We start from the raw sequence: 24,701 nt of genomic DNA on the forward strand, positions 1-24,701 counted from the left end.
ATTACACCGACGACACCGTCGTCAGGGACCCGAACCGAGACGTCAAGGGGTGATCAGGGTGAGCGCATCCGACTTCGAAGCCGGAGTGCCGGACGACTGGCACGTCGATCCCGTCGCCCTCGGCGTCCCGGGGGTCCGACGGTCGACCGAGGCCGACGAGGAGAACCCGCTCTCGTGGCAGGTCGACTCGCTCTGCGCCCAGACCGACCCCGAGGCGTTCTTCCCCGAGAAGGGCGGCTCCACCCGCGAGGCGAAGAAGATCTGCACCTCGTGCGAGGTCCGCTCCCAGTGCCTCGAGTACGCACTCGAGAACGACGAGCGGTTCGGCATCTGGGGCGGCCTCTCCGAACGCGAGCGTCGCAAGCTCCGGAAGCGCGCCTGAGGCTCCCACAGGTTCACGCCGCGCCGCCGTCGGCGGCCGGCACCGCGCCTCCCGGCCCGTAGAGTCGCTCCCGTCATGCAGCCCAGTGCCTCCACGCCCCGCGTCACCGCGATCCTCGTCGCAGCCAACGGGTCGGACCATCTCGACCGCACCCTGAACGCCCTGGCGGCACAGACCCGCCCGCCGGAGGGGCTCGTGGTGGTCGACGTCGGCTCGACCGACGGATCCACCTCGGAACTCTCCTTCGGTGGCAGCGCCCAGCTCTCCCGCATCGCGGCCGGTCGCCCGTTCGGCGAGGCCGTCCGGCACGGCGAACAGGTCGCACCGCGCGCCGAGCCCGGGGACGGCGTCGACGAGTGGCTGTGGCTCCTGGGCCACGACAACAGCCCCACGCCCGGCACACTGGCCGCCCTCCTCGGCGCCGTCGAGATCGCCCCCTCGGTCGCGATCGCCGGCCCGAAGCTCGTCAACGTCGACGACCCGGCCCGCATCGCCGCGTTCGGCGAGAGCATGACCCGGATGGGCCGCTCGATCACCCTCGTCCAGGACGAGCTCGACCAGGGCCAGCACGACCGGCACACCGACGTGCTCGGGGTCTCCGCCGGCGGCATGCTCGTCCGCCGTTCCGTCTGGAACAGCCTGGGCGGGTTCGACCCGGCCCTGCCGGACGTCGACGCCGCGCTCGATTTCTCGGTGCGCGCACGCCTGGCCGGCCACCGTGTCGCCGTCGTCCCGGAGGCCCGCGCGACCAGCGCCGGGCCGATCGAGGAGTTCGGCCGCGCCAAGGTCTCCGAGCGTCGCCGCGTGCGGATGCACCGCCAGGCGCAGCTGCACCGCCGCCTGACCTACTCGTCCGCCGGGGTCCTCTGGATCCACTGGCTGACCCTCGTGCCGTTCGCCCTCGGCCGCGCGATCGGCCACCTCGTCGCGAAGCACCCGGCGGCCGTCGGTGGCGAACTCGCCGCGGCGTTCGCGGTCGCGTTCGGCGGTGGCGTCGGTCGTGCCCGGAAGACCCTCGCGGCGAACCGGAAGCTCGGCTGGGCCGCGGTCGAACCGCTCCGGATCAGCTGGCGGCGGGTGCACGAGCACCGCACGACCTCCCGCGACGTCGAGCTCGCGCGGGTCGAGGACGCACCGATCGCCCGGGCCTCGTTCCTGGCCGACGGCGGCATCTGGGTCGTCCTCGCGGCGGCCGTGCTCAGCGTCGTCACGCTCTTCCCGCTGCTCGGGTCGCCGGCGCTCACCGGCGGCGGACTGCTGCCGCTGAGCACCGACGTCGGCGACCTCTGGCGGAACGTCGGGTTCGGCTGGCACTCCCTCGGGACCGGGTTCACCGGCCCGTCGGACCCCTTCGCCGCGGTCGTCGCGGCGCTCGGCTCGATCACGTTCTGGTCGCCGTCCACCTCGGTCGTCGTGGTCATGCTGCTGTCCTTCCCGCTCGCCGCCCTCGGTGCGTGGGCTGCGGTGCGCAAGGTGACGACGCGCACCTGGGTGCCGGTCATCGGCGCCGTCCTCTACACGGTCGCTCCCGCGCTCGTCGGTGCAGTCACCACCGGTCACCTCGGCGCCGTGATCGCCCACGTGCTGCTGCCCTGGCTGTTCCTGACCCTCGTCGAGGCGCACCGCTCCTGGGCGTCGGCCTCGGGCGCCGCTCTGCTCTTCGCCGTCATCGCCGCCTCGGCACCGTCACTCCTGCCGGTGCTGCTCATCGGCTGGCTCGTCGCCCTCGTGGTCGGCTGGCGGCACGCCCACCGACGCGTGTTCGTGCCGGTGCCCGCCGCGGTGCTCTTCGTCCCGCTCGTGCTCGCGCAGGTCGCCCGGGGCAACCCGCTCGCGGTCTTCGCCGACCCGGGCGTCCCCTCCGCCACGCCCGCGCCGAGCGCCCTGCAGCTCGCGATCGGGCAGCCGCTGCCGGACTGGAACGGCTGGCTGTCCGCGGTCGCGCCGCTCGGCCTCGGTGACGCGGTGCTGCCGATCGTGATGGCGGTGCTGGCCCTGCCGGTCGCCGCCAGTGCCGTCGGAGCCGTCCTCGGTCACCGCTGGTCGCTCGCCGGCACCGCGCTGGTCGCCGCACTCCTCGGCTACGCGACCGCGTTCGGCGCCACGCACCTGGCCGTCACCGGCGTCGGGTCCACCACCACGATCGTCTGGCCGGGCAGTGCGCTGTCGGTCTTCGCCCTCGCGATCGTCGTCGCCGCCTGCATCGGTGTCGACACCGTGCCCCGGGCCGCACCGGTGGTCGGACTCGTCGCGACGGTGTTCGCCGCCGTCGCGGTCGCCCCGGCCTTCGCCGCCTTCTACCTCGACCGCGCGGCCATCCAGCCGACCTCGGGCCGGGTGCTCAGCGCCTACGTCAACGCCGAGGCGCAGGCGAACCCCGACGTCGGCACGCTCGTCGTCCAGCCGCAGACCGACGGCTCGCTCGCGGTCGCCCTCGAACGCGGCCAGGGTTCCACGCTCGACGACCAGTCCACCCTCGACGCCACCGCGCTCTCGCTGAGCCGGTCGGGCAGCCGCCTGGCGACCCTGGCCGGCAACCTCGCGAGCCGCAGCGGCTACGACCCCGAGCCGGCGCTCCGTGACCTCGGCGTCAGCTTCGTCCTGCTCGACGACGCCCCCGCCGACCCGGAGGCCCGCGCCGTGCACGACCGTGCCGCCGGTGCGATCGGTCAGGACGCCCGCTTCACGAGCATCGGCGAGACCACCAACGGGTCGCTGTTCCACTACGAGGGCGCCGTCGACCGGACCAGCACGGGCTCGGCCGCCGCGAAGGCCACCCACGTGCTCTACCTTGTGGTGATCGGCGTGGTGTTCGGCGCCGCCGCACTGCTCGCCGTGCCGACCGCGCCGCGCCGCCGCCGTGCGACGTCGAACGTCCTCGAGGCCGACGAACCCGCCACCACCTTCGACGAGGAGCGCGACGAATGAGCACGAGCACCGCGCGCCGCTGGGCCCTCCGCGGCACCGCCACCGCCGTCGCCGTGATCGTCGCGGTCGGCACGATCGCCGCCGCACACACGATCGGCACCACCGAGGACCCGGGACACCCCGCCGGACGGACCGTCACCCCGGTGCCGGCCGCCGCGGAGCGCGTCTGCGCCGGCAGCGCCCTGCGTCTGTCCGACGACGCCGGCAACGACGCCACCCGCGCGAGCACCATCGGGTCGCCGCAGATCGCCACCGCCACCACCGGCGACCGGGTCGACCGCAGCGAGCTCGGCAGCGCGAGCACCGGCAGCAGCGCACCGACCCTCCTCACCGCACCGGCGGGGGAGACCGCGCCGCAGGTGGCGGGCAGCAGCTACCAGAGCGTGTCCGACGGCGACGTCGTCGGCGTGGGCGCAGCCTCCTGTGACGACCCGTCGCAGTCGACGTGGTTGGTCGGCGGATCGACCGAGACCGGCCGCACCAGCCTGGTCACGCTCAGCAACCCGACCGACGTCAACGCGACCGTCGACCTGACCATCGCGGACGCCACCGGCACCGTCAGTGCCCCGGGGACCACCGGCATCGTGGTCGCCCCGAACTCGCAGAAGGTCGTGCCGCTCTCCGGCTTCGTCACCGACCAGGGCTCGACCGTCGTGCACGTCACCTCGTCCGGCGGCCAGATCGTCGCCCACATGCAGGAGACCGTCGTCCGGACGCTCACCCCCGGCGGGTTCGACATCGTCTCCGGCGGGGCGGCACCGTCGCGCAGCCAGGTCATCCCCGCGGTCGTCCTCGACGACGCCGAGGGGGCCCAACGCGGTGAGGACACCGCCGACGCCGGCCCGGTCCTCCGCCTCTACGTGCCGGGCACCGAGGTCGCACGCGTCACCCTCGGCATCACCACGGCGGACGGCGGCGGCACGACGGTCGACGCCACCGCCGAGCCGGGCGTCGTCACCGACGTGCCGCTCGACGACTTCCCGGACGGGCGCTATTCGTTCACGATCGACTCGTCGGTGCCGATCGTCGCCGGAGCCCGCACCACGACCCCCACCGACGACGACCGGACCGACCTGGGCTGGTTCGCCTCGGCCGAGCCGCTCTCGGGCACCACGGTCACCGCGGTCGCCGCCGGCTCCGGGGCGCGTCTGAACCTCGTCAACCCGACCCGGCAGGACGCGACCGTCACCGTGCGCTCGGGCGACGACTCGCAGGAGGTACAGGTCACCTCCGGTTCGACCGCCACGGTGAAGGTGCCGACCGCACAGCAGGTCACGATCAGCGGTGCGGACGGGCTGGTCGCCGGGGTCACGTACCAGGGGGACGACGGCATCGCCGGGTTCCCGGTCCGGCCGGAGACCGAGGTCTCGAGCCCGGTGCGCATCTACCCCTAGGGCGCGGTCTGCTGTCCGCCGTCGGCCGTCCGCCCGGCGGGCGCCGCCGACCGGTGCGTCACCAGTGGCGGTAGCGGTCCGGTGCCAGGTCCCACGGGTCCTTGTCGAGCAGCTCCGCCACCGCGCGGAACACCGCGGTCTCGACGACGATCCGCCGGTCCACGTCGTCCTTCTCGGGGCTGTGGGTGACCCGCTCGACCGGGATCCGGAAGACCGTCACCCGGCGGTCGTCGCGCTCGATGCGCCACCGGGGCAGTTCGTCCGGCAGGCCGGTGTCGGTCGGCATGTCCGCGACCTGGAACACCACGCCCGCCAGCTCTCCGGGCCAGAGCCCGACCAGGTAGTGGGCGGTGTCGCCGACGATGCGGTCGAAGGTCTCGGCACGGGTGATCACCGGCGCGAGCTCGGGTCCGGTCACGCTCGACCGGTGGCCGCGGCCGTGACGGGAGCGTCCGCGTGCACGGTCGACCGGGGTGACGATCCTGGGCTTGCGGCGCATCCGGCCATCGTACGCGGCCACACCCCGGGCAGGGTCCCCGGGACGCGGCCGGTAGGGTCGTCTCCGGTATGGACGTACGGATCTGCAGCAAGGTCGCCTGTGGCGCGGGCGCCTCGGCGACCCTGACGTACGACTACGCCGACTCGATGGTCGTCGTCGGACCGCTCTCCGGTCGCGTGGAACCGCACGGGTACGACCTCTGTGCCCGGCACGCCGCGACGCTGCGGGTCCCGCAGGGCTGGCGGGTGATCCGCCGCGACCCGCCGCCGCGGACGCCGGAGCGTCACCCCTCCTGACGGGAGGCCCGTCCAGCGCTCTCCTGCACCGGCGGCCGTTCCCGTGGTGCTGTCCACGGACGTCACGAGCCCCCACCGTCGTCGGCAGCGCGTGGAAGACTGACGATCATGCCGACCGACACCCGCGCCGCCGTCCCGTTCCGCGTCGCCGACCTCTCGCTCGCCGAGGCCGGACGCCACCAGATCCGTCTCGCCGAGAACGAGATGCCCGGCCTGATGGCCCTCCGCGACGAGTTCGGCACCGCGCAGCCGCTCGCCGGGGCGCGCATCGCCGGCTCGCTGCACATGACCGTGCAGACCGCGGTCCTCATCGAGACGCTGGTCGCCCTCGGGGCGCAGGTCCGCTGGGCCAGCTGCAACATCTTCTCCACGCAGGACGAAGCCGCGGCCGCCGTCGCCGTCGGGCCGACCGGCACCCCGGACGCCCCCGCCGGCGTCCCGGTGTTCGCCTGGAAGGGCGAGACCCTCGACGAGTACTGGTGGTGCACGAACCAGGTCTTCGACTGGAGCGCTGAGGCCGCCGCGTCCGGCGCCGACTGGACCGGCCCGAACCTGATCCTCGACGACGGCGGTGACGCCACGATGCTCGTGCACACCGGTGTGGACGCCGAAGCGGCCGGTCGTGTGCCGGACGCCGAGCCGGACGCCAGCGCCGAGTGGAAGATCGTGCTGGCCACGGTCGCGTCCTCGCTCGAGCAGTCCGCCGACCGCTGGACCCGGATCGCCGCCGACATCGAAGGCGTGACCGAGGAGACCACCACGGGCGTGCACCGCCTGTACGAACTGGCGCGCACCGGTGAGCTGAAGTTCCCGGCGATCAACGTCAACGACTCGGTCACCAAGTCGAAGTTCGACAACAAGTACGGCATCCGACACTCGCTGCCGGACGGCCTGAACCGGGCCACCGACGTCCTCATCGGCGGCAAGGTCGCCTTCGTCGTCGGCTACGGCGACGTCGGCAAGGGGGCGGCCGAGGCCCTCCGCGGCCAGGGTGCCCGTGTCATCGTCAGCGAGGTCGACCCGATCTGCGCCCTCCAGGCAGCGATGGACGGCTACCAGGTCGCCCGGCTGCAGGACGTCGCCGACCAGGTGGACATCGTCGTGACGTGCACCGGCAACCTCGGCGTCGTCGGGGTGGACGACATGCTCGCCCTGAAGCACCTGGCGATCGTGGCGAACGTCGGGCACTTCGACAACGAGATCGACATGACCGGCCTCGAGTCGATGGCCGGTGCCGAGAAGGTCGAGATCAAGCCGCAGGTGCACGAGTGGCGCCTGCCGAACGGCCACTCGATCCTGGTGCTCAGCGAAGGCCGCCTGATGAACCTCGGCAACGCGACCGGGCACCCGTCCTTCGTGATGAGCAACTCCTTCACGAACCAGGTGCTGGCGCAGATCGAGCTGCACACCCGGCTCGACCAGTACCCGATCGGCGTGTACGTGCTGCCGAAGCACCTGGACGAGAAGGTCGCGCGGCTGCACCTCGACGCCCTCGGGGTCCGGCTCACCGAACTCCGGCCGGAGCAGGCCGCGTACATCGGCGTTCCGGTCGACGGCCCGTACAAGTCGGAGCAGTACCGGTACTGAGCCCAGATCGGCGGGCAGCGTCCGTCCGGTGTCGGAGTCCGTCGGGCGTCAGCGTCCGGGGCTCAGCGCGGGAAGCCCGGCGGACGCGCGCCCGCCGCGACGCTCGCCCGCTCGAGGGTGCGCGCCCGCCCGGTGAACGCCCGCAGGTCACGGGCGCGGCGCAGGGCGACCACCCCGGCGAGGAACTCCTCGGCCGGCACCGTCGGCACCGGCTGGGCGTACTCGGCCACCTCGGCTGCCAAGGAACGAGCGACCTCGGCACGCAGACCGGGCTGGACCGTTCCCGCACCCCGGAAGAACGCGGCGATCCGGTTCTCCAGCCGCTGCGGCAGCCGCCGGACGTCGGCGAGGCCGGCCCACCCGACGAGCGACGGCGGCAGCGTCACGACCGGGTCGACCGACCGACGCAGGCGCTCGTGCTGCACGACGGTGCCGGCCAGCAGGTCGCCGAGACGCCGAGGGCGGGACCCGAACAGGGCGACGAGCAGCGCCAGCGACCCCACGGTCAGCCAGAGCTCGAGGAGCCCGACGAGCGCCCGGGTGAACGCGTGCCGGAACGACACTGCGCCGCCGTCGACCCGCACCACCCGGGTGCCGAGGGCGTACCGGCCGACGCTCCGGCCACGCGTCACGGTCTCGACGGCCGCCGGCACGAGCACGAAGACGACGACCATCACGACGATCTGGGTCGCGGCGGCCCAGCCGGAGTCGATGTCGGCCGGCATGACGCGCGACAGCCCGAGCAGCAGCATCACGAGGAGCGCGAGGAGGCACAGCGCGTCGAGCAGGGCCGCCGCGCCTCGCAACACGATGCTCGCGGGGACGACGTCGAGCGCGACCGCCTCACCGACGACGAGTGCGTCGTCGGTGTCGTCGAGGGCGCGGACGAAGCGGCGGTCCGCGAGGTCCCGGGGCGTGGCGCGCTTCGGCATGGGATCATTCTGTCGGAAGACGACCACGAGCGGTCGGGGACCCGGAGCGCGGCTCCGACCAGCACGAGGGGGAGCGCATGGACCTGGACGCCTACGCGGAGACACATCGGGCGCGATGGGACGAACTCGACCGGCTCGCACGGCGACGCCCGACCTCCGGTGACGACGTCGACCGGATGCTCGCCGACTACCAGTCGGCCGCGACGGACCTCGCCCGCATCCGGCAGGTGTCCCCGCGCTCGGCGACCGGGGACCGGCTGTCGCTGACCCTGCACCGTGCGCGGCTCCGCTTCACGGGGACGCCGGTCGACCCGGTGACCGCGGTCGTCGGCTTCTTCGCCCTGCAGCTGCCGGCTGCGCTGTACCGGATCCGCTGGGTGACGATCTGTGTCGCCGTCGCGACCGTCCTGATCGCCGCCGTCACGGCCGTCTGGATCACCTCGACGCCCGGCGCCGTCGCGACGTTCGGCTCGGACTCGGCGCTCCGCCGGTACGCCACACAGGACTTCGTCGACTACTACTCCGACCACGGGCTCGGCGCGTTCACGGCGCAGGTGTGGACGAACAACGCCTACATCGCCGCGAGCATGGTGGCGTTCGGCATCACCGGGCTCTTCGTGCCGTACTCGATCGTGCAGAACGCGGTGAGTCTCGGCGTCTCGGCGTCGATCATGCACTCGCAGGGGCGGCTCGGGGACTTCTTCCTCTACATCGCACCGCACGGGCAGCTCGAGCTGTACTCGATCTTCCTGGCGGGTGGTGCCGGCCTGATGATCGCGTGGTCGTGGATCGCCCCGGGACACCGGACGCGCGCGCAGGCCCTCGCCGAGGACGGCCGCGCACTCAACACGGTCGCGATCGGTCTCGTGCTCACCCTGCTGCTCTCCGGGATCGTCGAGGGGACGGTGACCCGGCAGGACTGGCCGTGGCCCGTCAAGATCGGCATCGGCACGGTGGCGCTCGCGCTGGTCCTGACGTACCAGTGGGTCGTCGGCGGGCGCGCGCACCGTGCCGGGGAGCGCGGCGACGTCGACGAGTTCGACCGGGGAGCCACCGAGATCGTCGCCGGCTGACAGTGCCGACCAGCGCCTCCCGGTCAGCGCCCGCCGGCCAGCGCTCCCGATCAGAGCCGCCCGGCCGCCTTCGCCCGCAGGTACGCGTCGGCGGTCCGTGGCGGGACCTCCTCGGGCAGACCACGGATGACCTCCGCGCCGGCGCGACGGGCGACGTCCGCGACGCCGTCGGCGTCGAGCAGCGACCGTTCCGCGGCCGCGCGCCGGTACACGTCGACCGACCCGTGGGTCGCAGCGGTCCCGGTCGGGAGGCCCGCCTCGCTCCCGCCCCGCCGGTCACCCTCGCCGCTCGCCGCCATCCGCGCCACGGCCGGGTCCTCGACGGACGTCACGACGACGGCATGACGCCGAGCGAGCAGGGGAAGGACCGTCAGCAGGTCGCCGGAGGCGCCCACCGAGTCGAGGCTGGTCGCGAGCACCACGAGGGCGCGCTGCGTGGTCACGGCGTCGACGATCCCGGGGACCGCGGCCCAGTCGGTCGGCCGGAGTTCCGGCTCGGCCAGCGCGAGGGTCTCGCCGAACCGTTGGACCACGTCCGAGCGGGTCGCGCTGTGCACCCGGCCGCGCACGGCGTCGTCGAGCACCACGAGGTCGACCCGGTCACCGGCGGCCGCCGCGAGGGCACCGACGAGGAGCGCCGTCTCGATGGCGGTGTCCAGGCGGGGTTCGTCGTCGACCCGGCCGGCGCCCGCGCGTCCGGCGTCGACGATGACGACGACGCGGCGGTCGCGCTCGGGGCGCCAGGTGCGGACGACCAGGTCCTGGCGGCGCGCCGTGGCCCGCCAGTCGATGGACCGGACGTCGTCACCGCGGACGTAGTCGCGGAGGGAGTCGAACTCGGTGCCGTGCCCACGCAGCTGTAGCGTGGTCTCGCCGTCGAGTTCGCGGAGCCGGGCAAGTCGCGACGGCAGGTGGCGCCGGGACCGGAACGGCGGCGTGACGACGAGTTCGCCGGGGGCTGGGACGACCCGCTGGCGGGCGACGAGGCCGAGTGGACCCGAGGCCCGGACCGCGATCCCGGTGGTGGTCCGTCGTCCGCGCCGGAACGGGGTGAAGCGCATCCGGGCGGTGCGGCGTTCGCCGGACGGCACCGTCAGACGGACGCGACGCGGTTCCTGGCCGGCCGACGGCTCCCACATGTCCCGGACGAGGGCGCGGAGGACGCGGCTGCCGTCGTTGCTCAGGACGAGCGTGCCCTCCGCCGCGGTGTCCCGACGCGCGAGTCGCGGCATCCGGCGGTCGACCCGGACGCGGGTGAGGTCCGCGGCGAGCAGCAGGTCGACGGCGCTCGCCAGGAGCAGCAGGCCGATCCACGCCAGCGCGCCCCACCCGCTGCCGAGCAGCACGGTGGGGACGACGGCGACCACCAGCAGCGCGACGAACCGACCCGAGACCGCCACTAGATCGGCACCCGGACCTGTTCGAGGACCTGCTGCAGCACACCGTCCGCGTCGACGCCCTCGAGCTCGGCGTCGGCGGCGATCCGCAGTCGGTGCCGCCACACGGGCAGCAGCATCGCCTGGACGTGGTCGGGCGTGATCGCGTCGTAGCCGGTCAGCCACGCCCATGCCTTCGCGGCCGCCAGCAGCGCGGTGGACCCGCGCGGGCTGACACCGATCCGGACGGACGGGGCCTGGCGGGTGGCGCGGGCCAGGTCCACGACGTAGGCGAGGACGTCGTCCCGGGCACCGACGGCACGCACCGCGCGTTGCGCGGCCCGGACCTCGTCGACGCCGACCACGGGGACGATCCCCGCCGAGCGGACGTCGCGCGGCACGAACCCGTCGGCGTGGCGGCGGAGGACCTGCCACTCGACCTCGCGCGGCGGCAGGTCGAGCGTCAGCTTCATGAGGAACCGGTCGAGTTGTGCCTCGGGGAGCGTGTAGGTGCCCTCGAACTCGATCGGGTTCATCGTGGCGGCGACGAAGAACGGGTCGGGCAGCATCCGTGCTGCGCCGTCGACACTGACCTGCCGTTCCTCCATCGCCTCGAGCAGGGCGGACTGCGTCTTCGGCGGGGTCCGGTTCACCTCGTCGGCCAGCAGGACGTTCGTGAACACCGGTCCCTCGCGGAACGGGAAGGTACCGGTCGACGCGTCGTACACGAGCGAGCCGGTGACGTCGCCGGGCATCAGGTCGGGCGTGAACTGGATGCGCTTGGTGTCGAGCGACATCGCCGCGGCGAGGCTGCGGACCAGCAGGGTCTTCGCGACACCGGGGACGCCCTCGAGCAGCACGTGGCCCTGGGCGAGCAGCCCGACGATCATGCCGGAGACGGCGCCCTCCTGCCCGACGACGGCCTTGCCGACCTCGGTGCGGACACGGCCGAGCACCTCGCGGAGCGGGTCGCCGCCCGGGGTCGGCCCGGAGGTGGGCCCGGTGGCAGGCACGGCGGCCTTGCCGGAGGGCGGGGTGGTGGGCAGGTCGGTCACGATCGTCCTCCTGGTCGTTCGGGCGTGGTCGGTGGTGTCGGTTCCGCGGGTGCCCCGGTGGGCGCCGACCGGGAGGCCCGTCCCGCGTCCCCGGAGCGGGCTCGGCGGACCGCGTGCTCGAGTTCGTCCAGGGCGGCTGCCCCGTCGACGAGCGCGCGGTCGTCGTCGGTGCTGCCGCCGACGAGCACGGCGCCGACGCGGTCGGCGGACCGCCCGGTCACGGCGGCGGTGCGTCGGACGACCTCGTCGACGTGGGCGGACCGGGGGAGCCCGAGGCTGCGTCCGATCCGCCGGACGGCCGCGAGCCGGAGGGTGTCGAGGGCGTGGGTGCGGTCGCGGACCCGGGCGTAGAGGCGGGCGCGTCCCTCGGTGGTCTCGGCGGCGCGGACGACGACGGGCAGGCGTTCGACGACGAGGGGCCCGAGCCGGCGGCCGCGCCAGAGGGCGGCGGCGACCGCGACGAGCCCGAGGACGGCGATGGCGCTCGGCACCCACGGCGGGGCGAGGTCACCGAGGGACGGGGCCGCGTCGCTGCCTGCGGCGGTGGGGACGTACCAGACCAGGCGGTCGCCGCTGCCGAGCAGGCCGAGCGCGAGGGCCGCGTTGCCCGCACGGATGACGGTGTCGTTGCGGAGGACACCGGTGGTGCCGAGGAGGGTGACCCGGCCGTCCACCGTGGTGGTCCGCAGCAACCCCCAGCGGGTGTCCGCGCCCGTGCCGGACGGCGCACAGCGTTCCACCGTCGGGTCGTCGGTGTCGTAGGTGGCACCGACGACGGTGACGGAGCCCGCGGTCCGCGCCGCCGGGATCGGGCAGGACGCGGTCGAGGCCACGCGGGTCGACGACGTGCTGCCAGCCGGACGGGCGTCGACGTCGAAGGACTCCAGGACGCCCGGGTCGTTCGTCACGAGCACCACGTCCGGAGCCGTCCGGGCGATGCGTCGGGCCACGCCACGGTCGAGCACCCCGGCGGAGTCGTCGACCAGGACCGTGTCGCCCGTGCCGACGTCGAGCGCGTCGGCGTCGTGCACCACGTCGACCCGGGTGCCCTGCTGTTCGAGGACCCGGACCACGGCCCGGGAGCCGCTGGTCGCCGTCGAGGTCGGGTCGAGCGGGACGGGTCGCTGCGGGTCACCCTGGCCCACCGCGGCGGTCAGGGCGGCGAGCAGCAACCCGACCACGACGACCGCGATCCAGCCGACGACGCGGAGGACGCGGTCCGAGCGCGGCTTCCGGTCCTCGCCGGCGGCGGTCGCGGCACCGGGGACCCCGGTCGGTGCCGCTGCCTCTGCCGGTGCCGTCGGGGCGCTCACGCGGGGACCGCCGGCCGGTCCGTGGGGGTGGGACGGGCCTCCCGGACGGCGCGCTCGGTCTCGAGGACGCGACGGGCGGCGGACTCGTCGGCCTCGACCCCCAGGTAGCGGACGGCGTCGAACGTGTCGGAGGCGCCGCGGAGCACGTCGCCGAGCTGCGGGAACGGGAGGGTGGCACGGTCGGCGATGGCGCGGGCGGTGGCCCCCGGCACGACGAGGACCAGGTCGCGTTCGCCGAGCCCGCGGGCGAGGGCACGGTACCCGTCGAGGACGGCGGTCGCCCAGTCCCCGGCACGGAACGCGGCCGAGGCGGCGGCGGAGACGGCCTGTGCCGAGCGGCGGTCGTCGTCGTCGAAGACCCCGCCGGGCGCCGTCGGCCGGAGGCGGGCACGGCGGCGGGGGAGCCCTCGTGTGACGACGACCAGGACGACCACGGCGACGAGCACGAGGACGGCGATGACGAGCAGGGTGCGGCCGACGCCGGGCGAGCCGACACCGTCCGGGGCCAAGGAGCCGAGCCAGTCGAGGAACGACCGCGAGGCCCGGTCCCACCACGTCTCCTGCGCGCCGCGGTACTCCCGGTGGGCGAGTTCCTGCTCGAGCAGTCGGCGCGCCTCGTCGGGTCCGGGGGTGCTCATCCGCGGGCGTCCGGCGGCTGCGGGGTCCAGGGCTGTGCCGGCTGTTGCGGTTGCTGGGGCTGCCAGCCCTGCTGCTGTGGCCACGGCTGCTGCGGGCTCCACGGCTGCTGCGGCTGCTGCGGCCAGCCCTGCCACTGCTGCTGCTGCTGCGGCTGCTGGGGCTGCCACTGCTGCTGTGGCCACGGCTGCTGCCACGGCGCGCCCGGCGTCCACGGCGGACGCGCCACCGGGGCGTGCGGCGCGAACGGGTCCGCGGGCTGCCCGGTGTCCAGGTGCGACGCGATGCGCTGGTCGAGCGCCTCGGTGCGGATGCGGCGGTCGATCGCCAGGAAGGTCACGACGGAGGCGCTCAGCACGTCCGTCACGGACTGCACTGCGATCACGAGCAGGCTGCCGATGACGAGGGCGATGACGCCGCCGACCGACGGGCTGCCGCTCGTGGACGCGGTCTGCCCGAGCGGGTCGAACACGCCGGAGAACAGGCTCAGCCCGAGGGTGAGCGGGATGCTGGCGATGCTGCCCGCGATCCCGAGCACGACCTGCACGAGCAGCAGGATGCCGAACGTGCGCCAGAACGCGCCGCGGGTGAGCCGCCACGACTGTCCGGCCGCCGAGAAGACCCCGCGTCCCTCGAGCGCGATCGTCGGCACCGTGAAGGCGAACCGGGTGACCAGGAACGCCAGGAGCACCGTGAACCCGAGGGCCATGACGACGATCGCCAACACGTACCAGCCGGCCGAACTCCGGCCCGCGGCGAGGGCGGCCACGAACGCGATCACGACCACGACGAAGACGACGGCGACCGCGATCCCGGCGACGAGCTGCAGGACGATCCAGCCGATCACAGCACCCCGGCGCCCGGCGAGCAGCGACCACAGGCCACGGAACGTGCCGCGCCGCCCGAGCACGCGCTGCCCGGTGTCGACCGCGACCGGGGCGACGAGGAACCCGCGCGCCAGGTAGGTGAGGAACGGCAGGCCGATCGACAGCACCGCGTACAGGGTCACCGTGCCGGCGATGATGCTGTCCGTCTCCCCACGGCCCCCGCCGTCGACGGCCGAGAGCACACGGCTCTGCAGGATCTGCTGACCGGCCGTGGTGCCGAGGGTGGCCAGCAGCCCGAGGACACCGGAGAGCAGGACGGCCCAGAGGAGCAGCACGCGGGCGTTGCGGCGGAAGACCGTGAAGGCGCCGGCCAGCACGTCCGCGAGACCCAGCGGCCGGAGGGGGATCACCGGGCGGGACGCGGGCGGCAGTGGGGCCGGCCCACCGATGGGCGGGACGGGGGAGCCGGGGGCGGGCGTGCCTCCCGGCTGTCCGACCGGGCCCCAGGCCGTCGGGTACTGCTGCGCTGTCGGGTACTGCTGCGCTGTCGGGTACTGCGGTGCCTGCGGTGTCGGCGTCGCCGGCGGCTGCGCACCGCCGCCGTGCTGCGGCCCGTTCGCCCCCGGGACCTGCCATCCGTCGTCGACCATCGAACTGCCCCCTCGCCTGGCCGCTGCCGGAACGGCGCGACCGTGTCCATCCTGTCGGAAAACCTCCGATGACGGGGCCTCGGCTATCGTGAGCGGAGAGCACCCGTCCCTGGGTGCCCACCCTGCCCTCCGGAGTCCGCATCCCATGACACCGCGCATCCTCGTCGTCGACGACGACCAGGCCCTCGCCGAGATGATCGGCATCGTCCTCCGGTCGGAGGGGTACGAGCCCGACTTCAGTGCCGACGGCAACGACGCCGTCGAGGCGTTCCACGCGACGAAGCCCGACCTCGTGCTGCTCGACGTCATGCTGCCGGGCATCGACGGCATCGAGGTGTGCCGGCGGATCCGGGCCGAGAGCGGCACCCCGATCATCATGCTCACCGCCAAGGGCGACACCGCCGACGTCGTCGCCGGGCTCGAGAACGGAGCCGACGACTACGTCGTGAAGCCGTTCAACCCGAAGGAGCTCGTCGCCCGGATCCGGACCCGCCTGCGGCCGACCGCGACCGACGCGACCGTCCTGCACGTCGGTGACCTGGTCGTCGACGTCCCCGGGCACGAGGTCCGCCGGGGCGACGCCGCCATCGCCCTCACCCCGCTGGAGTTCGACCTGCTCCGGGCGCTCGCCGAGAAGCCCAGCCAGGTGTTCACCCGCGAGATGCTGCTCGAGCAGGTCTGGGGCTACCACTACAAGGCGGACACCCGCCTGGTGAACGTGCACGTGCAGCGCCTCCGCGCCAAGATCGAGCACGACCCGGACAACCCGCGCATCGTGACCACCGTCCGCGGGGTCGGGTACCGGGCCGGCGCGCAGAGCTGACGCCCGTGCCGTCGTCGTCGGCCCCGGCGCCGTTCCGCCGCGTGCGCCGGCGGGTCCGCACCTGGCTCCGCCGGATCTGGCGCGGGATCGCGTACCTCTGGCGTCGCTCGCTGATGGTCCGCTCCGCCGCGATCACCGTCGCGACCACCGGGCTCGCCGTCGCCGTGATCGGCACCGCGGTCATGGTGAGCATCTCGAACAACGTCTACGCGCAGCGCCGCGACCAGATCGAGGCCGAGTCGGCACGCGCGACGATCGTCGCGCAGAACATCTTCGACGCGGCGACCGCGGCCGAGGACAACAACCAGACCGAACTCGAGTCGCTGCAGAGCGAGGCGCAGAACGCGATCCTCTCGAACACGACCAGTCCGGGTGGGACGAGCATCGCGATCGAACGGACACCGGGAGCCCGGACCCCGCAGATCCTGCAGAACGTCGCCAGCTACGGGTTCCCCGACTCCGTGATCACCGACGACCTGCGGAAACGGGTCGCCGCCGACACCGGCGAGCTCAGCCTGCAGCCCGTGCGGCTCGACGGGCCGGGCGGCCGGGGGCCGGGACTCGCCGTCGGGTCCACCCTGCAGATCCCGAGCGCCGGGCAGTACGAGCTGTACATCGTGTACGACCTGTCCGATGCGCAGCAGACGCTCGACTTCGTGTCGCAGACCCTGTCGATCGGCGGTGTCGCCCTCATCGTGCTCATCGCCCTCGTCACCTCGCTCGTGGTGCGCCTGGTCGTCGTCCCGATCCGCGGCGCTGCCGAGACCAGCCGCAAGATCGCCGCCGGCCGCCTGGACGAACGCATCCCGGTCCGGGGCGAGGACGACATCGCCACGCTGGCCCGGAGCTTCAACGACATGGCCGACGCCGTCAGTCGACAGATCACCCAGCTGGCCGAACTCTCGCGCGTCCAGCAGCGCTTCGTGTCCGACGTCTCGCACGAGCTCCGTACCCCGCTGACGACGATCCGCCTGGCCGGTGACCTGCTGTTCGACGCCCGCCACGCCTTCGAGCCGTCCGTCGCCCGCTCCGCGGAACTGCTGCACGCCCAGGTCGACCGGTTCGAACTGCTGCTCGCCGACCTGCTCGAGATCTCCCGGTACGACGCGCAGGCCGTCGAGCTCGAGACCGAACCGGTCGTCCCCGCCGCACTCGCCGCCGACATCGTCGAGGAGTTCCGCCCGCTCGCCGACCGTGCCGAGGTCGAACTGCGCCTGGCCACCCCGGGTGGACACACCACCATGCAGCTCGACGCCCGCCGGATCCGCCGGGTGCTCCGGAACCTCGTCGGCAACGCCATCGAGCACGGCGACGGCCGCCCGGTCGACGTCGTGGTCGACAGCGACTCCCGGTCCGTCGCCATCGCGGTGCGTGACCGAGGAGTCGGGATGCCGGCCGAGGACACCGCCCGCGTGTTCGACCGCTTCTGGCGCGCCGACCCGAGCCGCAAGCGCACCATAGGCGGCACCGGACTCGGGCTCGCCATCAGCCTCGGGGACGCCCAGCTGCACGGCGGCCGCATCGACGTGTGGTCCCGTCCGGGCGAGGGGTCCGCGTTCGTGCTCACCCTGCCCCGCCGGAGCAGTGAGGCCCCGCCGACCTCCGCGATCCCGCTGCCCGCACTCGACGAGTCCTACGAGGGACCGACCGGAACGGAGGAGCCGGCATGACCCGGACCGACCGCCACGGAGGAACCGGCACGACCCGGACCGACCGACGGACCCGCACCACGCGCCTCCGGCTCGTGCTCACGGCCGCGCTCGCCGCCGTGACGCTGCTCGGCGCCACCGCCTGTGCCGCGATCCCGACCGGCGGCCCGGTCCGCTCCGGGCAGTCGATCACGAACGAGTCGCCCACCGGCGGAGTCGACTACCGCCCCACCGGACCGGAGGACGGTGCGAACCAGACCGACCTGCTCACGCAGTTCATCGACGCCGCCACCGGTGCCCAGAACGACTACGCGGTCGCGCGCGAGTTCCTCAGCAGCGGGTTCTCGCAGAAGTGGAACCCGCGCCAGGGCGTCACCATCCGGCAGGGCGACGGCGACGTCGAACGGGTCGGGGACGAGGAACTCACCTACACCCTGACGGCGAGTGCCTCGGTCGACGCCGACGGCGAGTACACCCAGGCCGTCCGGCCGACGTCCTCGACGCTGACGTTCCAGTTCGTCCGCGAGGACGGCCAGTGGCGCATCAGCTACGCCCCCGACGGGATCATCCTGTCGCCGGTCAACTTCACCTCGGTGTTCCAGCCGCACGCCCTGTACTTCTACGACCCGACCTACCGGTTCCTCGTCCCCGACGAACGGTGGTTCCTGGCCCGGTCCTCGACGAGCACCCGAATCGTCAGCGCCCTGCTCGCCGGACCCGCCGAGTGGCTCGAGGGCTCGGTCGTGTCCTCGTTCCCCGAGGGCACGCAGCTCTCGCTGAACGCCGTCACGATCGAGAGCGGCAGCGCGCAGGTCGACCTGTCGAGCGAGGCGCTCCGGGCGAACACGGTCGAGAAGGTCCGGATGCGCGAACAGCTCACCGACTCGCTCTCGTCCGTCGCCACGATCTCTTCGGTCGACCTCACGGTCGAGGGCGTCCCCGTCCCGTTGCCCGACTCCAGCGGCACGAGCGCGCAGCGCAACCCCGACGTCGACGCCCGTCCACTCGTCGTGCAGGACCGGGTCACCGGGTACGCGACGGCCGGCACCGGGGACGTCACCGCGCTCGGCGGCGGCCTCAGCGACCGCATCGCCGGGCTCCGACCGCAGTTCCTCGCGCTCTCCGCCTCCGGCACGGTCGCCGCCGTCGGCAACGACGACGGCGTGTTCGTCGTCCGGTCCGGCAAGGCCCCGCTCCGCATCGACACCCGGGAGGACCTGGTCGCCCCGAGCATCGACGACCAGGGCTTCGTCTGGGTCGCCCAGCGGTCCGACACCCGGTCGATCACCGCCTACGGCCTCGGCGGCGACCCGCACACCGTCACCTCGACCCTGCCGGACGGGAAACTCGTGTCGTTCCAGGTGTCCCGCGACTCGACGCGCGCCCTGGCCCTGCTCGACACCGACGACGGGGCAGCGCTCTACGTCGTCGCGATCACCCGGGGGTCGGACCGGGCACCGACCTCACTCGGACCGCCGGTCCGGGTGCAGGCCGCCGAGGGCGACCCCGTCGGAGCCGCCTGGGTCGACGAGCTCGACGTCGCCTCGGTCGGACGCACCAGCGCCGGTTCGAGCGTCGTCCGCACCACCGTCGGCGGCCAGTGGGACACGCTCGCCAAGCCGGACGGGCGGGCCACGGGGATCGTCGGGGGGAGCGGCAGCGCGTTGCTGCTCCGGATGTCGGACGGGTCGGTGCTGCAGTCCACCGGGGGCGCGTGGGACACCACCGGCGTCGAGGCGTCGGTGCTCGGCGTGCAGCGCTGACCGTCGGGTCGGTGCTGGTCCGGTCGGTGCTGGTCGGCGTGCAGCGCTGACCGTCGGGTCGACGCTGGTCGGGTCGGTGCTGCTCCGGTCGGTGCCGGCTGGTCGCCTCGTCCTGCACATCCGGCCCGGCCGGGAGGCCCGTCCACAGTCCGTCCCGCCGGCCCGCGCCCGGTGGTCCCCGCCCGGCACCATCGGGTCATGCCGACGCTCCAGATGCCCGCCGTCCCGCCACCCGCCGTCCCGTCATCGGCCGTCCCGTCATCGGCGGGCTCGCCGCGACCGCCGACACCGCCGCGCTGCGCGGACCGGCCCTGGTCCGATGCCGCCGCCACGGTCCTCGCCCTCGTCCTGCCCGTCGTCTGCGTCGGCTGCGGCGTCGCAGACCGCGCCCTGTGCCGCGCCTGCCGGTCAGCACTCGACGCCCTCCCCACACGCACCCGGCTCGTCGCCGGCGTCCGGCTCGACGCCGCCCACGAGTACGACGGTCTCGTCCGCACCCTCGTGCTCGAGTGGAAACTGCGGGGGCGGGTGGACGTCGTCCGCGGCCTCACCAGACGGACCGCAGACCTCGTCCGGTCGGCGCTCGCCGCAGCGCCCCCGGGCACGGTTGTCCTCCGCGTCCCGCCCTCGCCGCGCGGGCGCCGGCGACGCGGCTTCGACCCGGTGGTGACGGTGCTGCGCTGTGCGGGCGTCCGACGCGCGCGGGCACTGCGGCGCGTCCCGCTGCCGGATCCGGTGCGCGGTGACGGACCGCACGCGGCCGGGGCAGCCGGTCGGGGGCAGAAGGAACGGACCGCGATCCAGCGCGTGGCGGCCACCGTCGGCACCCTCGTCGCGGACGGGGTGGACGGCCACGACGTCGTGCTCGTGGACGACGTCGTCACCACCGGCGTGACGATGGCCGAGGCGATCCGGGCCGTCCGGGCCGCCGGCGGCCGTGTCGTCCGCTGCGTGGCCGTCGCCACGGTGGAGGTGTGAGCGTGCACGCCGACGACCAGGACGAGCGCCCGGCCACGGAGATGGACGTCCCCTGGGCATCCGGTGGAGGTCTCCGGCACGCGGGCCCCCAGCGGCACGGGTCGAGCCCGCAGGGTCTAGCCTCGCGGCAAGGCGTTGGTGTTCGCCGGACGCAGGCGAACCGCCGAATGTGGATGGGAGCCGCCATGGACGTGACGATCACGGGCCGCAACGTCGGGGTCACCGACCGATTCCGGGCCTACGTGGAGCAGAAGTCCGAGAAGATCGACGTGCTCGCCGACCGGGCCCTCGCCTTCGAGGTGCGGGTGAGCCGGCACCACGAGAAGAGCAGCGGGGCGCAGGGCGAGGACCGCGTCGAACTGACCCTCATCGGACCCGGACCGCTCGTCCGGGCCGAGTCCGCCGCGTCGGACAAGTACGCCGCCTTCGACCTGGCGTTCGCGCGCATCGCCGAGCGCCTGCGCCGGGCACGTGACCGCAAGAAGGTGCACCGCGGGCGTCACCGTCCGACCTCGGTGGCCGAGGCCTCGGGTGCGGCGTTCGAGGGCATGGGCGTCGAGCCCGCCGACGGCAGGCTCATCGAGACCGTCGCCACCGGAGCCGTCCCCGTGGTCGACGCCGACCAGGAAGCCGGGCGCGACGAGGAAGACGCCGCGTACTCGCCGGTCGTCATCCGCCAGAAGGTCTTCGAAGCCGCACCGATGACGGTCGACGACGCGCTCTACCACATGGAGCTCGTCGGGCACGACTTCTACCTCTTCGTCGACTCCGAGACCCACCGCCCGAGCGTCGTGTACCGCCGCAAGGGCTGGGACTACGGCGTCATTGGCATCGACGAGAACCCGGGCGCCGACGCCCGGGGGAGCGAGCACGTCCTCGTCGAGGAGTCCGTGTCCGCCACCGCGTAGTCGACGCGACGCACCACCTCCGAGTGCGCACGGTCCCGTCCGGGGTCGTGCGCACTCGTGCTGCTCCCAGCGCCGGACCCCGGCGGGTTGCTAGCATGACTGGCTGATCGGGCGCGTCGACCGCGCACGACGACTTCGTAAGGAGCTCACGTGGCAAACGTGTTGGAGAAGGTCCTCCGCATCGGTGAAGGGCGGACCCTCCGTCGGCTGAAGGCGTACGCCTCGGCGATCAACGACCTCGAGGACGACTTCGCGAGCCTCACCGACGAGGAACTCCAGGAGGAGACGACGGAGCTCCGCGAGCGGTACGCCAACGGCGAGACGCTCGACGACCTCCTGCCGGAGGCGTTCGCCGCCGTCCGCGAAGCCTCGAAGCGCACCCTCGGCATGCGGCACTTCGACGTGCAGCTCATGGGTGGCGCGGCGCTGCACCTCGGCAACATCGCCGAGATGAAGACCGGTGAGGGCAAGACCCTCGTGGCGACGACCGCCGCCTACCTCAACGCGATCCCGTCGCGCGGTGTGCACGTCATCACGGTCAACGACTTCCTGGCGTCGTACCAGTCCGAGCTCATGGGCCGCGTGTTCCGCGCCCTCGGCATGACCACCGGCTGCATCATCGCCGGTCAGTCGCCGATCGAGCGCCGCGAGCAGTACGCCGCGGACATCACGTACGGCACGAACAACGAGTTCGGCTTCGACTACCTGCGCGACAACATGGCGTGGCAGGCCTCCGACATGGTCCAGCGCGGCCACTTCTTCGCCGTGGTGGACGAGGTCGACTCGATCCTCATCGACGAGGCCCGCACGCCGCTCATCATCTCCGGCCCCTCCTCAGGTGAGGCGAACCGCTGGTTCACCGAGTTCGCGTCCATCGCGACCCGGCTCACCCCGGGCGAGGACTACGAGGTCGACGAGAAGAAGCGCACCGTCGGTGTCCTCGAGCCCGGCATCGAGAAGGTCGAGGACTACCTCGGCATCGACAACCTCTACGAGTCCGCGAACACCCCGCTGATCTCGTTCCTCAACAACTCGATCAAGGCGTCCGCCCTGTTCAAGCGCGACAAGGACTACGTCGTGATGAACGGCGAGGTGCTCATCGTCGACGAGCACACCGGTCGCATCCTGATGGGCCGTCGCTACAACGAGGGCATCCACCAGGCGATCGAGGCGAAGGAAGGTGTCGAGGTCAAGGCCGAGAACCAGACCCTCGCCACCGTCACGCTGCAGAACTACTTCCGCCTGTACCAGAAGCTCTCCGGCATGACCGGTACCGCGGAGACCGAAGCGGCCGAGTTCATGTCGACCTACAAGCTCGGTGTGGTCCCGATCCCGACGAACCGGCCGATGCAGCGCATCGACCAGACCGACCTCGTCTACAAGAACGAGCAGGCCAAGTTCGAGCAGGTCGCGAACGACATCGAAGAGCGCCACCACAAGGGCCAGCCGGTCCTGGTCGGCACCACGAGCGTCGAGAAGTCCGAGTACCTGTCGAAGCTGCTCGCGAAGAAGGGCGTCAAGCACGAGGTCCTCAACGCGAAGAACCACGCGCGGGAAGCCGCGATCGTCGCCCAGGCCGGTCGTGCCGGTGCCGTGACGGTCGCCACGAACATGGCCGGTCGTGGTACCGACATCATGCTCGGCGGCAACGCGGAGTTCCTCGCCGTGCAGGAGATGCACGCCAAGGGTCTGTCGCCGACCGAGACCCCGGACGAGTACGAAGCCGAGTGGGACAAGGTCTTCACCGCGATGAAGGCCGCGGTCGAGCAGGAGAGCGAGAAGGTCCGCGACGCCGGCGGCCTCTACGTCCTCGGCACCGAGCGCCACGAGTCCCGTCGTATCGACAACCAGCTCCGTGGACGCTCCGGTCGTCAGGGTGACCCGGGCGAGAGCCGGTTCTACCTGTCGCTCACCGACGACCTGATGCGTCTGTTCAACTCCGGTGCCGCCGAGAGCCTGATGGGCCGCGGCAACGTGCCGGATGACCTGGCGATCGAGAACAAGCTCGTCGGCCGCGCGATCCGTTCCGCCCAGTCGCAGGTCGAGGGCCGCAACGCCGAGATCCGCAAGAACGTCCTGAAGTACGACGACGTCCTGAACCGCCAGCGCGAAGCGATCTACAGCGACCGCCGGCACATCCTCGAGGGCGACGACCTGCACGAGCGCGCGCAGTCGTTCCTCAAGAGCGTCATCGACGACGTCATCGACACCCACACCGGCGAAGGGTCCCCGGACGACTGGGACCTCGACGCCATGTGGACCGAGCTCGGGACGCTGTACCCGATCTCGATCACCATCGACGAGGTCATCACCGAGGTCGGCTCGAAGGGCAAGGCCACGCGGGAGTTCCTGGCTCGCGAGATCCTGTCCGACGCGCAGCTCGCCTACAAGAACCGTGAAGAGGCCCTCGGCGACGAGGCGATGCGCGAGCTCGAGCGTCGCGTCGTCCTCTCGGTGATCGACCGCCGCTGGCGCGACCACCTCTACGAGATGGACTACCTCAAGGACGGCATCGGCCTCCGGGCGATGGCGCAGCGCGACCCGCTGGTCGAGTACCAGCGCGAGGGCTACGCCCTGTTCCAGACGATGATGGGGCAGATCCGCGAAGAGTCGGTCGGCTTCCTCTTCAACCTCGAGGTGCAGGTGCAGTCCGACGGCGAGAGCGCGGTCATCGAGGCGAAGGGGCTCAACGAGGAAGGCGAGAACGCCGGACTCGAGTACTCCGCGCCGTCGATCGACGGCGAGGTCGAGGTCCGCGACGAGGCCGGGCGCCTCGAGCAGGCCGCGACCGCCCGTGCACAGCGTGCGCAGGCCGAGCAGGAAGAGGCCGCCGGTCCCGAGAAGGGTTCCGCCTTCGGTTCGGCGGCGACCGCTTCCGGCCAGGCCGACGCGAGCAACCGCGCCGAGCGCCGGGCGGCAGCCAAGAAGGGCTGACACACAGCCCCATCGTGACGGGAGGCCCGGTACCAGCTGGTACCGGGCCTCCCGTCCGTCGGTGGTACCCGACCACCGGTCGCCGCGACCGTCAGAGCACGCCGACCGCCGTGGCCCGCCACCGTCCCTTGCGTTCCTCGAGCCGGATGGCGACCGCGCGGGCGTGGCTGCGCGTGTGCACCACGACGGCGGCCTCGGCGACGCCGTCGCGCGGCACGCTGACACGACGACGCTGCCGACCCGGATCACCGGGCGGTGTCGGCGCCGACGGGCGGCGGAGCGTGCGCGGGCCGCCAGTGCGGCGCGGTGTTGCAGGTGTCGTTGGACCTCCTCGGTGATCCAGCGCGAGATCGTCTCGACCTCGCGCGCCCCGGTCAGGATCTCCGCCACGCAGAGCGCCAGCGACCGTGCTGTCTCGCCGGGGTCCGGCAGTTCCGTCGCCGGTGCCGGCGGTCCGTTCTCGTGCTGTTCATCGTGTCCCTCGTACTCCACGTGGTCGTCGTGGCGGCCTTCCAGCCCCGCGTCCGTTCCGTGCGTGTCCGGCTCGTCTTCGATCCGTCGTGCGTTCTCCGCCACTCCGGCCCCTTTCATCAGGCCGAGCGTAGGGTTCGTGGAACATCACATACGGTCGATCGGACCGACCTGTGGACAGACCGTTCTCGTCCACAGCGGCGCGTGGTCGGCCTCGGGAGCCACAC

The 24,701-nt window shown here is 73.0% G+C and carries 19 protein-coding genes and 1 pseudogene; 12 read left to right on the forward strand and 8 right to left on the reverse strand.

Features of this window, described 5'->3' with window-relative positions:
* Window positions 1-49: 49 nt before the first annotated feature.
* The 3 genes from SOM35_RS09325 to SOM35_RS09335 all read left to right on the forward strand — a co-directional run bounded on the left by SOM35_RS09325 (window position 50) and on the right by SOM35_RS09335 (window position 4,704).
* Complete coding sequence (locus tag SOM35_RS09325) at window positions 50-382, forward strand: WhiB family transcriptional regulator (protein WP_374107134.1); 333 nt, start codon at window positions 50-52, stop codon at window positions 380-382.
* 75 nt (window positions 383-457) lie between these two features.
* The gene (locus tag SOM35_RS09330; RefSeq protein ID WP_320515178.1) at window positions 458-3,310 is read left to right on the forward strand and encodes a glycosyltransferase; all 2,853 of its coding nucleotides are present in this window, start codon (window positions 458-460) and stop codon (window positions 3,308-3,310) included.
* Window positions 3,307-4,704, forward strand: coding sequence for a DUF5719 family protein (locus SOM35_RS09335; RefSeq protein WP_320515179.1), 1,398 nt, complete (start codon window positions 3,307-3,309; stop codon window positions 4,702-4,704). Before SOM35_RS09330 ends, SOM35_RS09335 begins: the two co-directional genes overlap by 4 nt.
* A 58-nt stretch (window positions 4,705-4,762) precedes the next feature.
* Here SOM35_RS09335 and SOM35_RS09340 read toward each other — a convergent pair whose 3' ends face one another.
* Window positions 4,763-5,203: a metallopeptidase family protein gene (locus SOM35_RS09340; RefSeq protein WP_111074221.1), complete on the reverse strand. Its 441-nt coding sequence runs from the start codon at window positions 5,201-5,203 to the stop codon at window positions 4,763-4,765.
* 68 nt (window positions 5,204-5,271) lie between these two features.
* Between SOM35_RS09340 and SOM35_RS09345 the strand changes: the two genes are divergently transcribed.
* Together SOM35_RS09345 and ahcY are read left to right on the forward strand one after the other, a co-directional pair.
* Window positions 5,272-5,499 carry a DUF3499 family protein gene (locus tag SOM35_RS09345; protein ID WP_110904719.1) on the forward strand — a complete coding sequence of 76 codons (228 nt, stop codon included), beginning with the start codon at window positions 5,272-5,274 and terminating at the stop codon, window positions 5,497-5,499.
* Between the two features lie 108 nt (window positions 5,500-5,607).
* Window positions 5,608-7,086, forward strand: a complete 1,479-nt coding sequence (gene ahcY, locus SOM35_RS09350; RefSeq protein WP_320515180.1) for an adenosylhomocysteinase — start codon at window positions 5,608-5,610, stop codon at window positions 7,084-7,086.
* Between the two features lie 62 nt (window positions 7,087-7,148).
* Here the strand turns inward: ahcY and SOM35_RS09355 are convergent, their stop codons facing one another.
* Window positions 7,149-8,018, reverse strand: coding sequence for an RDD family protein (locus SOM35_RS09355; RefSeq protein WP_320515181.1), 870 nt, complete (start codon window positions 8,016-8,018; stop codon window positions 7,149-7,151).
* Between the two features lie 77 nt (window positions 8,019-8,095).
* Between SOM35_RS09355 and SOM35_RS09360 the strand changes: the two genes are divergently transcribed.
* Window positions 8,096-9,091, forward strand: coding sequence for a stage II sporulation protein M (locus tag SOM35_RS09360; RefSeq protein ID WP_320515182.1), 996 nt, complete (start codon window positions 8,096-8,098; stop codon window positions 9,089-9,091).
* Window positions 9,092-9,141: 50 nt separating this feature from the next.
* Here SOM35_RS09360 and SOM35_RS09365 read toward each other — a convergent pair whose 3' ends face one another.
* Genes SOM35_RS09365 through SOM35_RS09385 form a run of 5 tightly spaced genes read right to left on the reverse strand, consistent with a single transcriptional unit; the run spans window position 9,142 to window position 14,948 of the window.
* Window positions 9,142-10,491 carry a DUF58 domain-containing protein gene (locus tag SOM35_RS09365; RefSeq protein WP_320515183.1) on the reverse strand — a complete coding sequence of 450 codons (1,350 nt, stop codon included), beginning with the start codon at window positions 10,489-10,491 and terminating at the stop codon, window positions 9,142-9,144.
* On the reverse strand, window positions 10,491-11,480 hold the full coding sequence (locus SOM35_RS09370; protein ID WP_414648566.1) for an AAA family ATPase: 990 nt from the start codon (window positions 11,478-11,480) through the stop codon (window positions 10,491-10,493). The genes SOM35_RS09365 and SOM35_RS09370 overlap by 1 nt, the downstream gene beginning before the upstream one ends.
* Before the next feature lie 38 nt (window positions 11,481-11,518).
* Window positions 11,519-12,835 carry a DUF4350 domain-containing protein gene (locus SOM35_RS09375; protein ID WP_320515184.1) on the reverse strand — a complete coding sequence of 439 codons (1,317 nt, stop codon included), beginning with the start codon at window positions 12,833-12,835 and terminating at the stop codon, window positions 11,519-11,521.
* The gene (locus tag SOM35_RS09380) at window positions 12,832-13,473 is read right to left on the reverse strand and encodes a DUF4129 domain-containing protein (protein WP_320515185.1); all 642 of its coding nucleotides are present in this window, start codon (window positions 13,471-13,473) and stop codon (window positions 12,832-12,834) included. The genes SOM35_RS09375 and SOM35_RS09380 overlap by 4 nt, the downstream gene beginning before the upstream one ends.
* Window positions 13,470-14,948 carry a glycerophosphoryl diester phosphodiesterase membrane domain-containing protein gene (locus tag SOM35_RS09385; protein ID WP_320515186.1) on the reverse strand — a complete coding sequence of 493 codons (1,479 nt, stop codon included), beginning with the start codon at window positions 14,946-14,948 and terminating at the stop codon, window positions 13,470-13,472. Before SOM35_RS09385 ends, SOM35_RS09380 begins: the two co-directional genes overlap by 4 nt.
* Window positions 14,949-15,093: 145 nt before the next feature.
* Between SOM35_RS09385 and mtrA the strand changes: the two genes are divergently transcribed.
* The 6 genes from mtrA to secA all read left to right on the forward strand — a co-directional run bounded on the left by mtrA (window position 15,094) and on the right by secA (window position 24,003).
* Window positions 15,094-15,771: an MtrAB system response regulator MtrA gene (mtrA, locus tag SOM35_RS09390; protein WP_110904734.1), complete on the forward strand. Its 678-nt coding sequence runs from the start codon at window positions 15,094-15,096 to the stop codon at window positions 15,769-15,771.
* A 5-nt stretch (window positions 15,772-15,776) separates the two neighbouring features.
* Entirely contained in the window at window positions 15,777-17,441 is a 1,665-nt protein-coding gene (mtrB, locus tag SOM35_RS09395) for an MtrAB system histidine kinase MtrB (RefSeq protein WP_320515187.1), read from the forward strand.
* Window positions 17,438-19,183 carry an LpqB family beta-propeller domain-containing protein gene (locus SOM35_RS09400; RefSeq protein WP_320515188.1) on the forward strand — a complete coding sequence of 582 codons (1,746 nt, stop codon included), beginning with the start codon at window positions 17,438-17,440 and terminating at the stop codon, window positions 19,181-19,183. Before mtrB ends, SOM35_RS09400 begins: the two co-directional genes overlap by 4 nt.
* Window positions 19,184-19,381: 198 nt before the next feature.
* Complete coding sequence (locus tag SOM35_RS09405; protein ID WP_320515189.1) at window positions 19,382-20,161, forward strand: ComF family protein; 780 nt, start codon at window positions 19,382-19,384, stop codon at window positions 20,159-20,161.
* A 185-nt stretch (window positions 20,162-20,346) separates the two neighbouring features.
* Entirely contained in the window at window positions 20,347-21,069 is a 723-nt protein-coding gene (hpf, locus tag SOM35_RS09410) for a ribosome hibernation-promoting factor, HPF/YfiA family (RefSeq protein WP_301221749.1), read from the forward strand.
* A gap of 150 nt (window positions 21,070-21,219) precedes the next feature.
* Window positions 21,220-24,003, forward strand: coding sequence for a preprotein translocase subunit SecA (secA, locus tag SOM35_RS09415; RefSeq protein ID WP_320515190.1), 2,784 nt, complete (start codon window positions 21,220-21,222; stop codon window positions 24,001-24,003).
* 91 nt (window positions 24,004-24,094) lie between these two features.
* On the opposite strand, the pseudogene SOM35_RS17400 reads toward secA, so the two are convergent.
* A pseudogene (locus SOM35_RS17400) lies at window positions 24,095-24,594 on the reverse strand (Rv3235 family protein).
* Between the last annotated feature and the right edge of the window lie 107 nt (window positions 24,595-24,701).

Origin of the sequence: Curtobacterium sp. CFBP9011 (genome assembly GCF_034045095.1) — a bacterium.
Classification (GTDB): Bacteria; Actinomycetota; Actinomycetes; order Actinomycetales; family Microbacteriaceae; genus Curtobacterium.

Bases quoted from the DNA above. Each gene is read 5' to 3' on its own strand.
- SOM35_RS09330 (WP_320515178.1), top strand. From the start codon at position 458: ATGCAGCCCAGTGCCTCCACGCCCCGCGTCACCGCGATCCTCGTCGCA.
- SOM35_RS09335 (WP_320515179.1), top strand. From the start codon at position 3,307: ATGAGCACGAGCACCGCGCGCCGCTGGGCCCTCCGCGGCACCGCCACC.
- SOM35_RS09340 (WP_111074221.1), bottom strand. From the start codon at position 5,203: ATGCGCCGCAAGCCCAGGATCGTCACCCCGGTCGACCGTGCACGCGGA.
- SOM35_RS09345 (WP_110904719.1), top strand. From the start codon at position 5,272: ATGGACGTACGGATCTGCAGCAAGGTCGCCTGTGGCGCGGGCGCCTCG.
- ahcY (WP_320515180.1), top strand. From the start codon at position 5,608: ATGCCGACCGACACCCGCGCCGCCGTCCCGTTCCGCGTCGCCGACCTC.
- SOM35_RS09355 (WP_320515181.1), bottom strand. From the start codon at position 8,018: ATGCCGAAGCGCGCCACGCCCCGGGACCTCGCGGACCGCCGCTTCGTC.
- SOM35_RS09360 (WP_320515182.1), top strand. From the start codon at position 8,096: ATGGACCTGGACGCCTACGCGGAGACACATCGGGCGCGATGGGACGAA.
- SOM35_RS09380 (WP_320515185.1), bottom strand. From the start codon at position 13,473: ATGAGCACCCCCGGACCCGACGAGGCGCGCCGACTGCTCGAGCAGGAA.
- SOM35_RS09385 (WP_320515186.1), bottom strand. From the start codon at position 14,948: ATGGTCGACGACGGATGGCAGGTCCCGGGGGCGAACGGGCCGCAGCAC.
- mtrA (WP_110904734.1), top strand. From the start codon at position 15,094: ATGACACCGCGCATCCTCGTCGTCGACGACGACCAGGCCCTCGCCGAG.
- SOM35_RS09400 (WP_320515188.1), top strand. From the start codon at position 17,438: ATGACCCGGACCGACCGCCACGGAGGAACCGGCACGACCCGGACCGAC.
- SOM35_RS09405 (WP_320515189.1), top strand. From the start codon at position 19,382: ATGCCGACGCTCCAGATGCCCGCCGTCCCGCCACCCGCCGTCCCGTCA.
- hpf (WP_301221749.1), top strand. From the start codon at position 20,347: ATGGACGTGACGATCACGGGCCGCAACGTCGGGGTCACCGACCGATTC.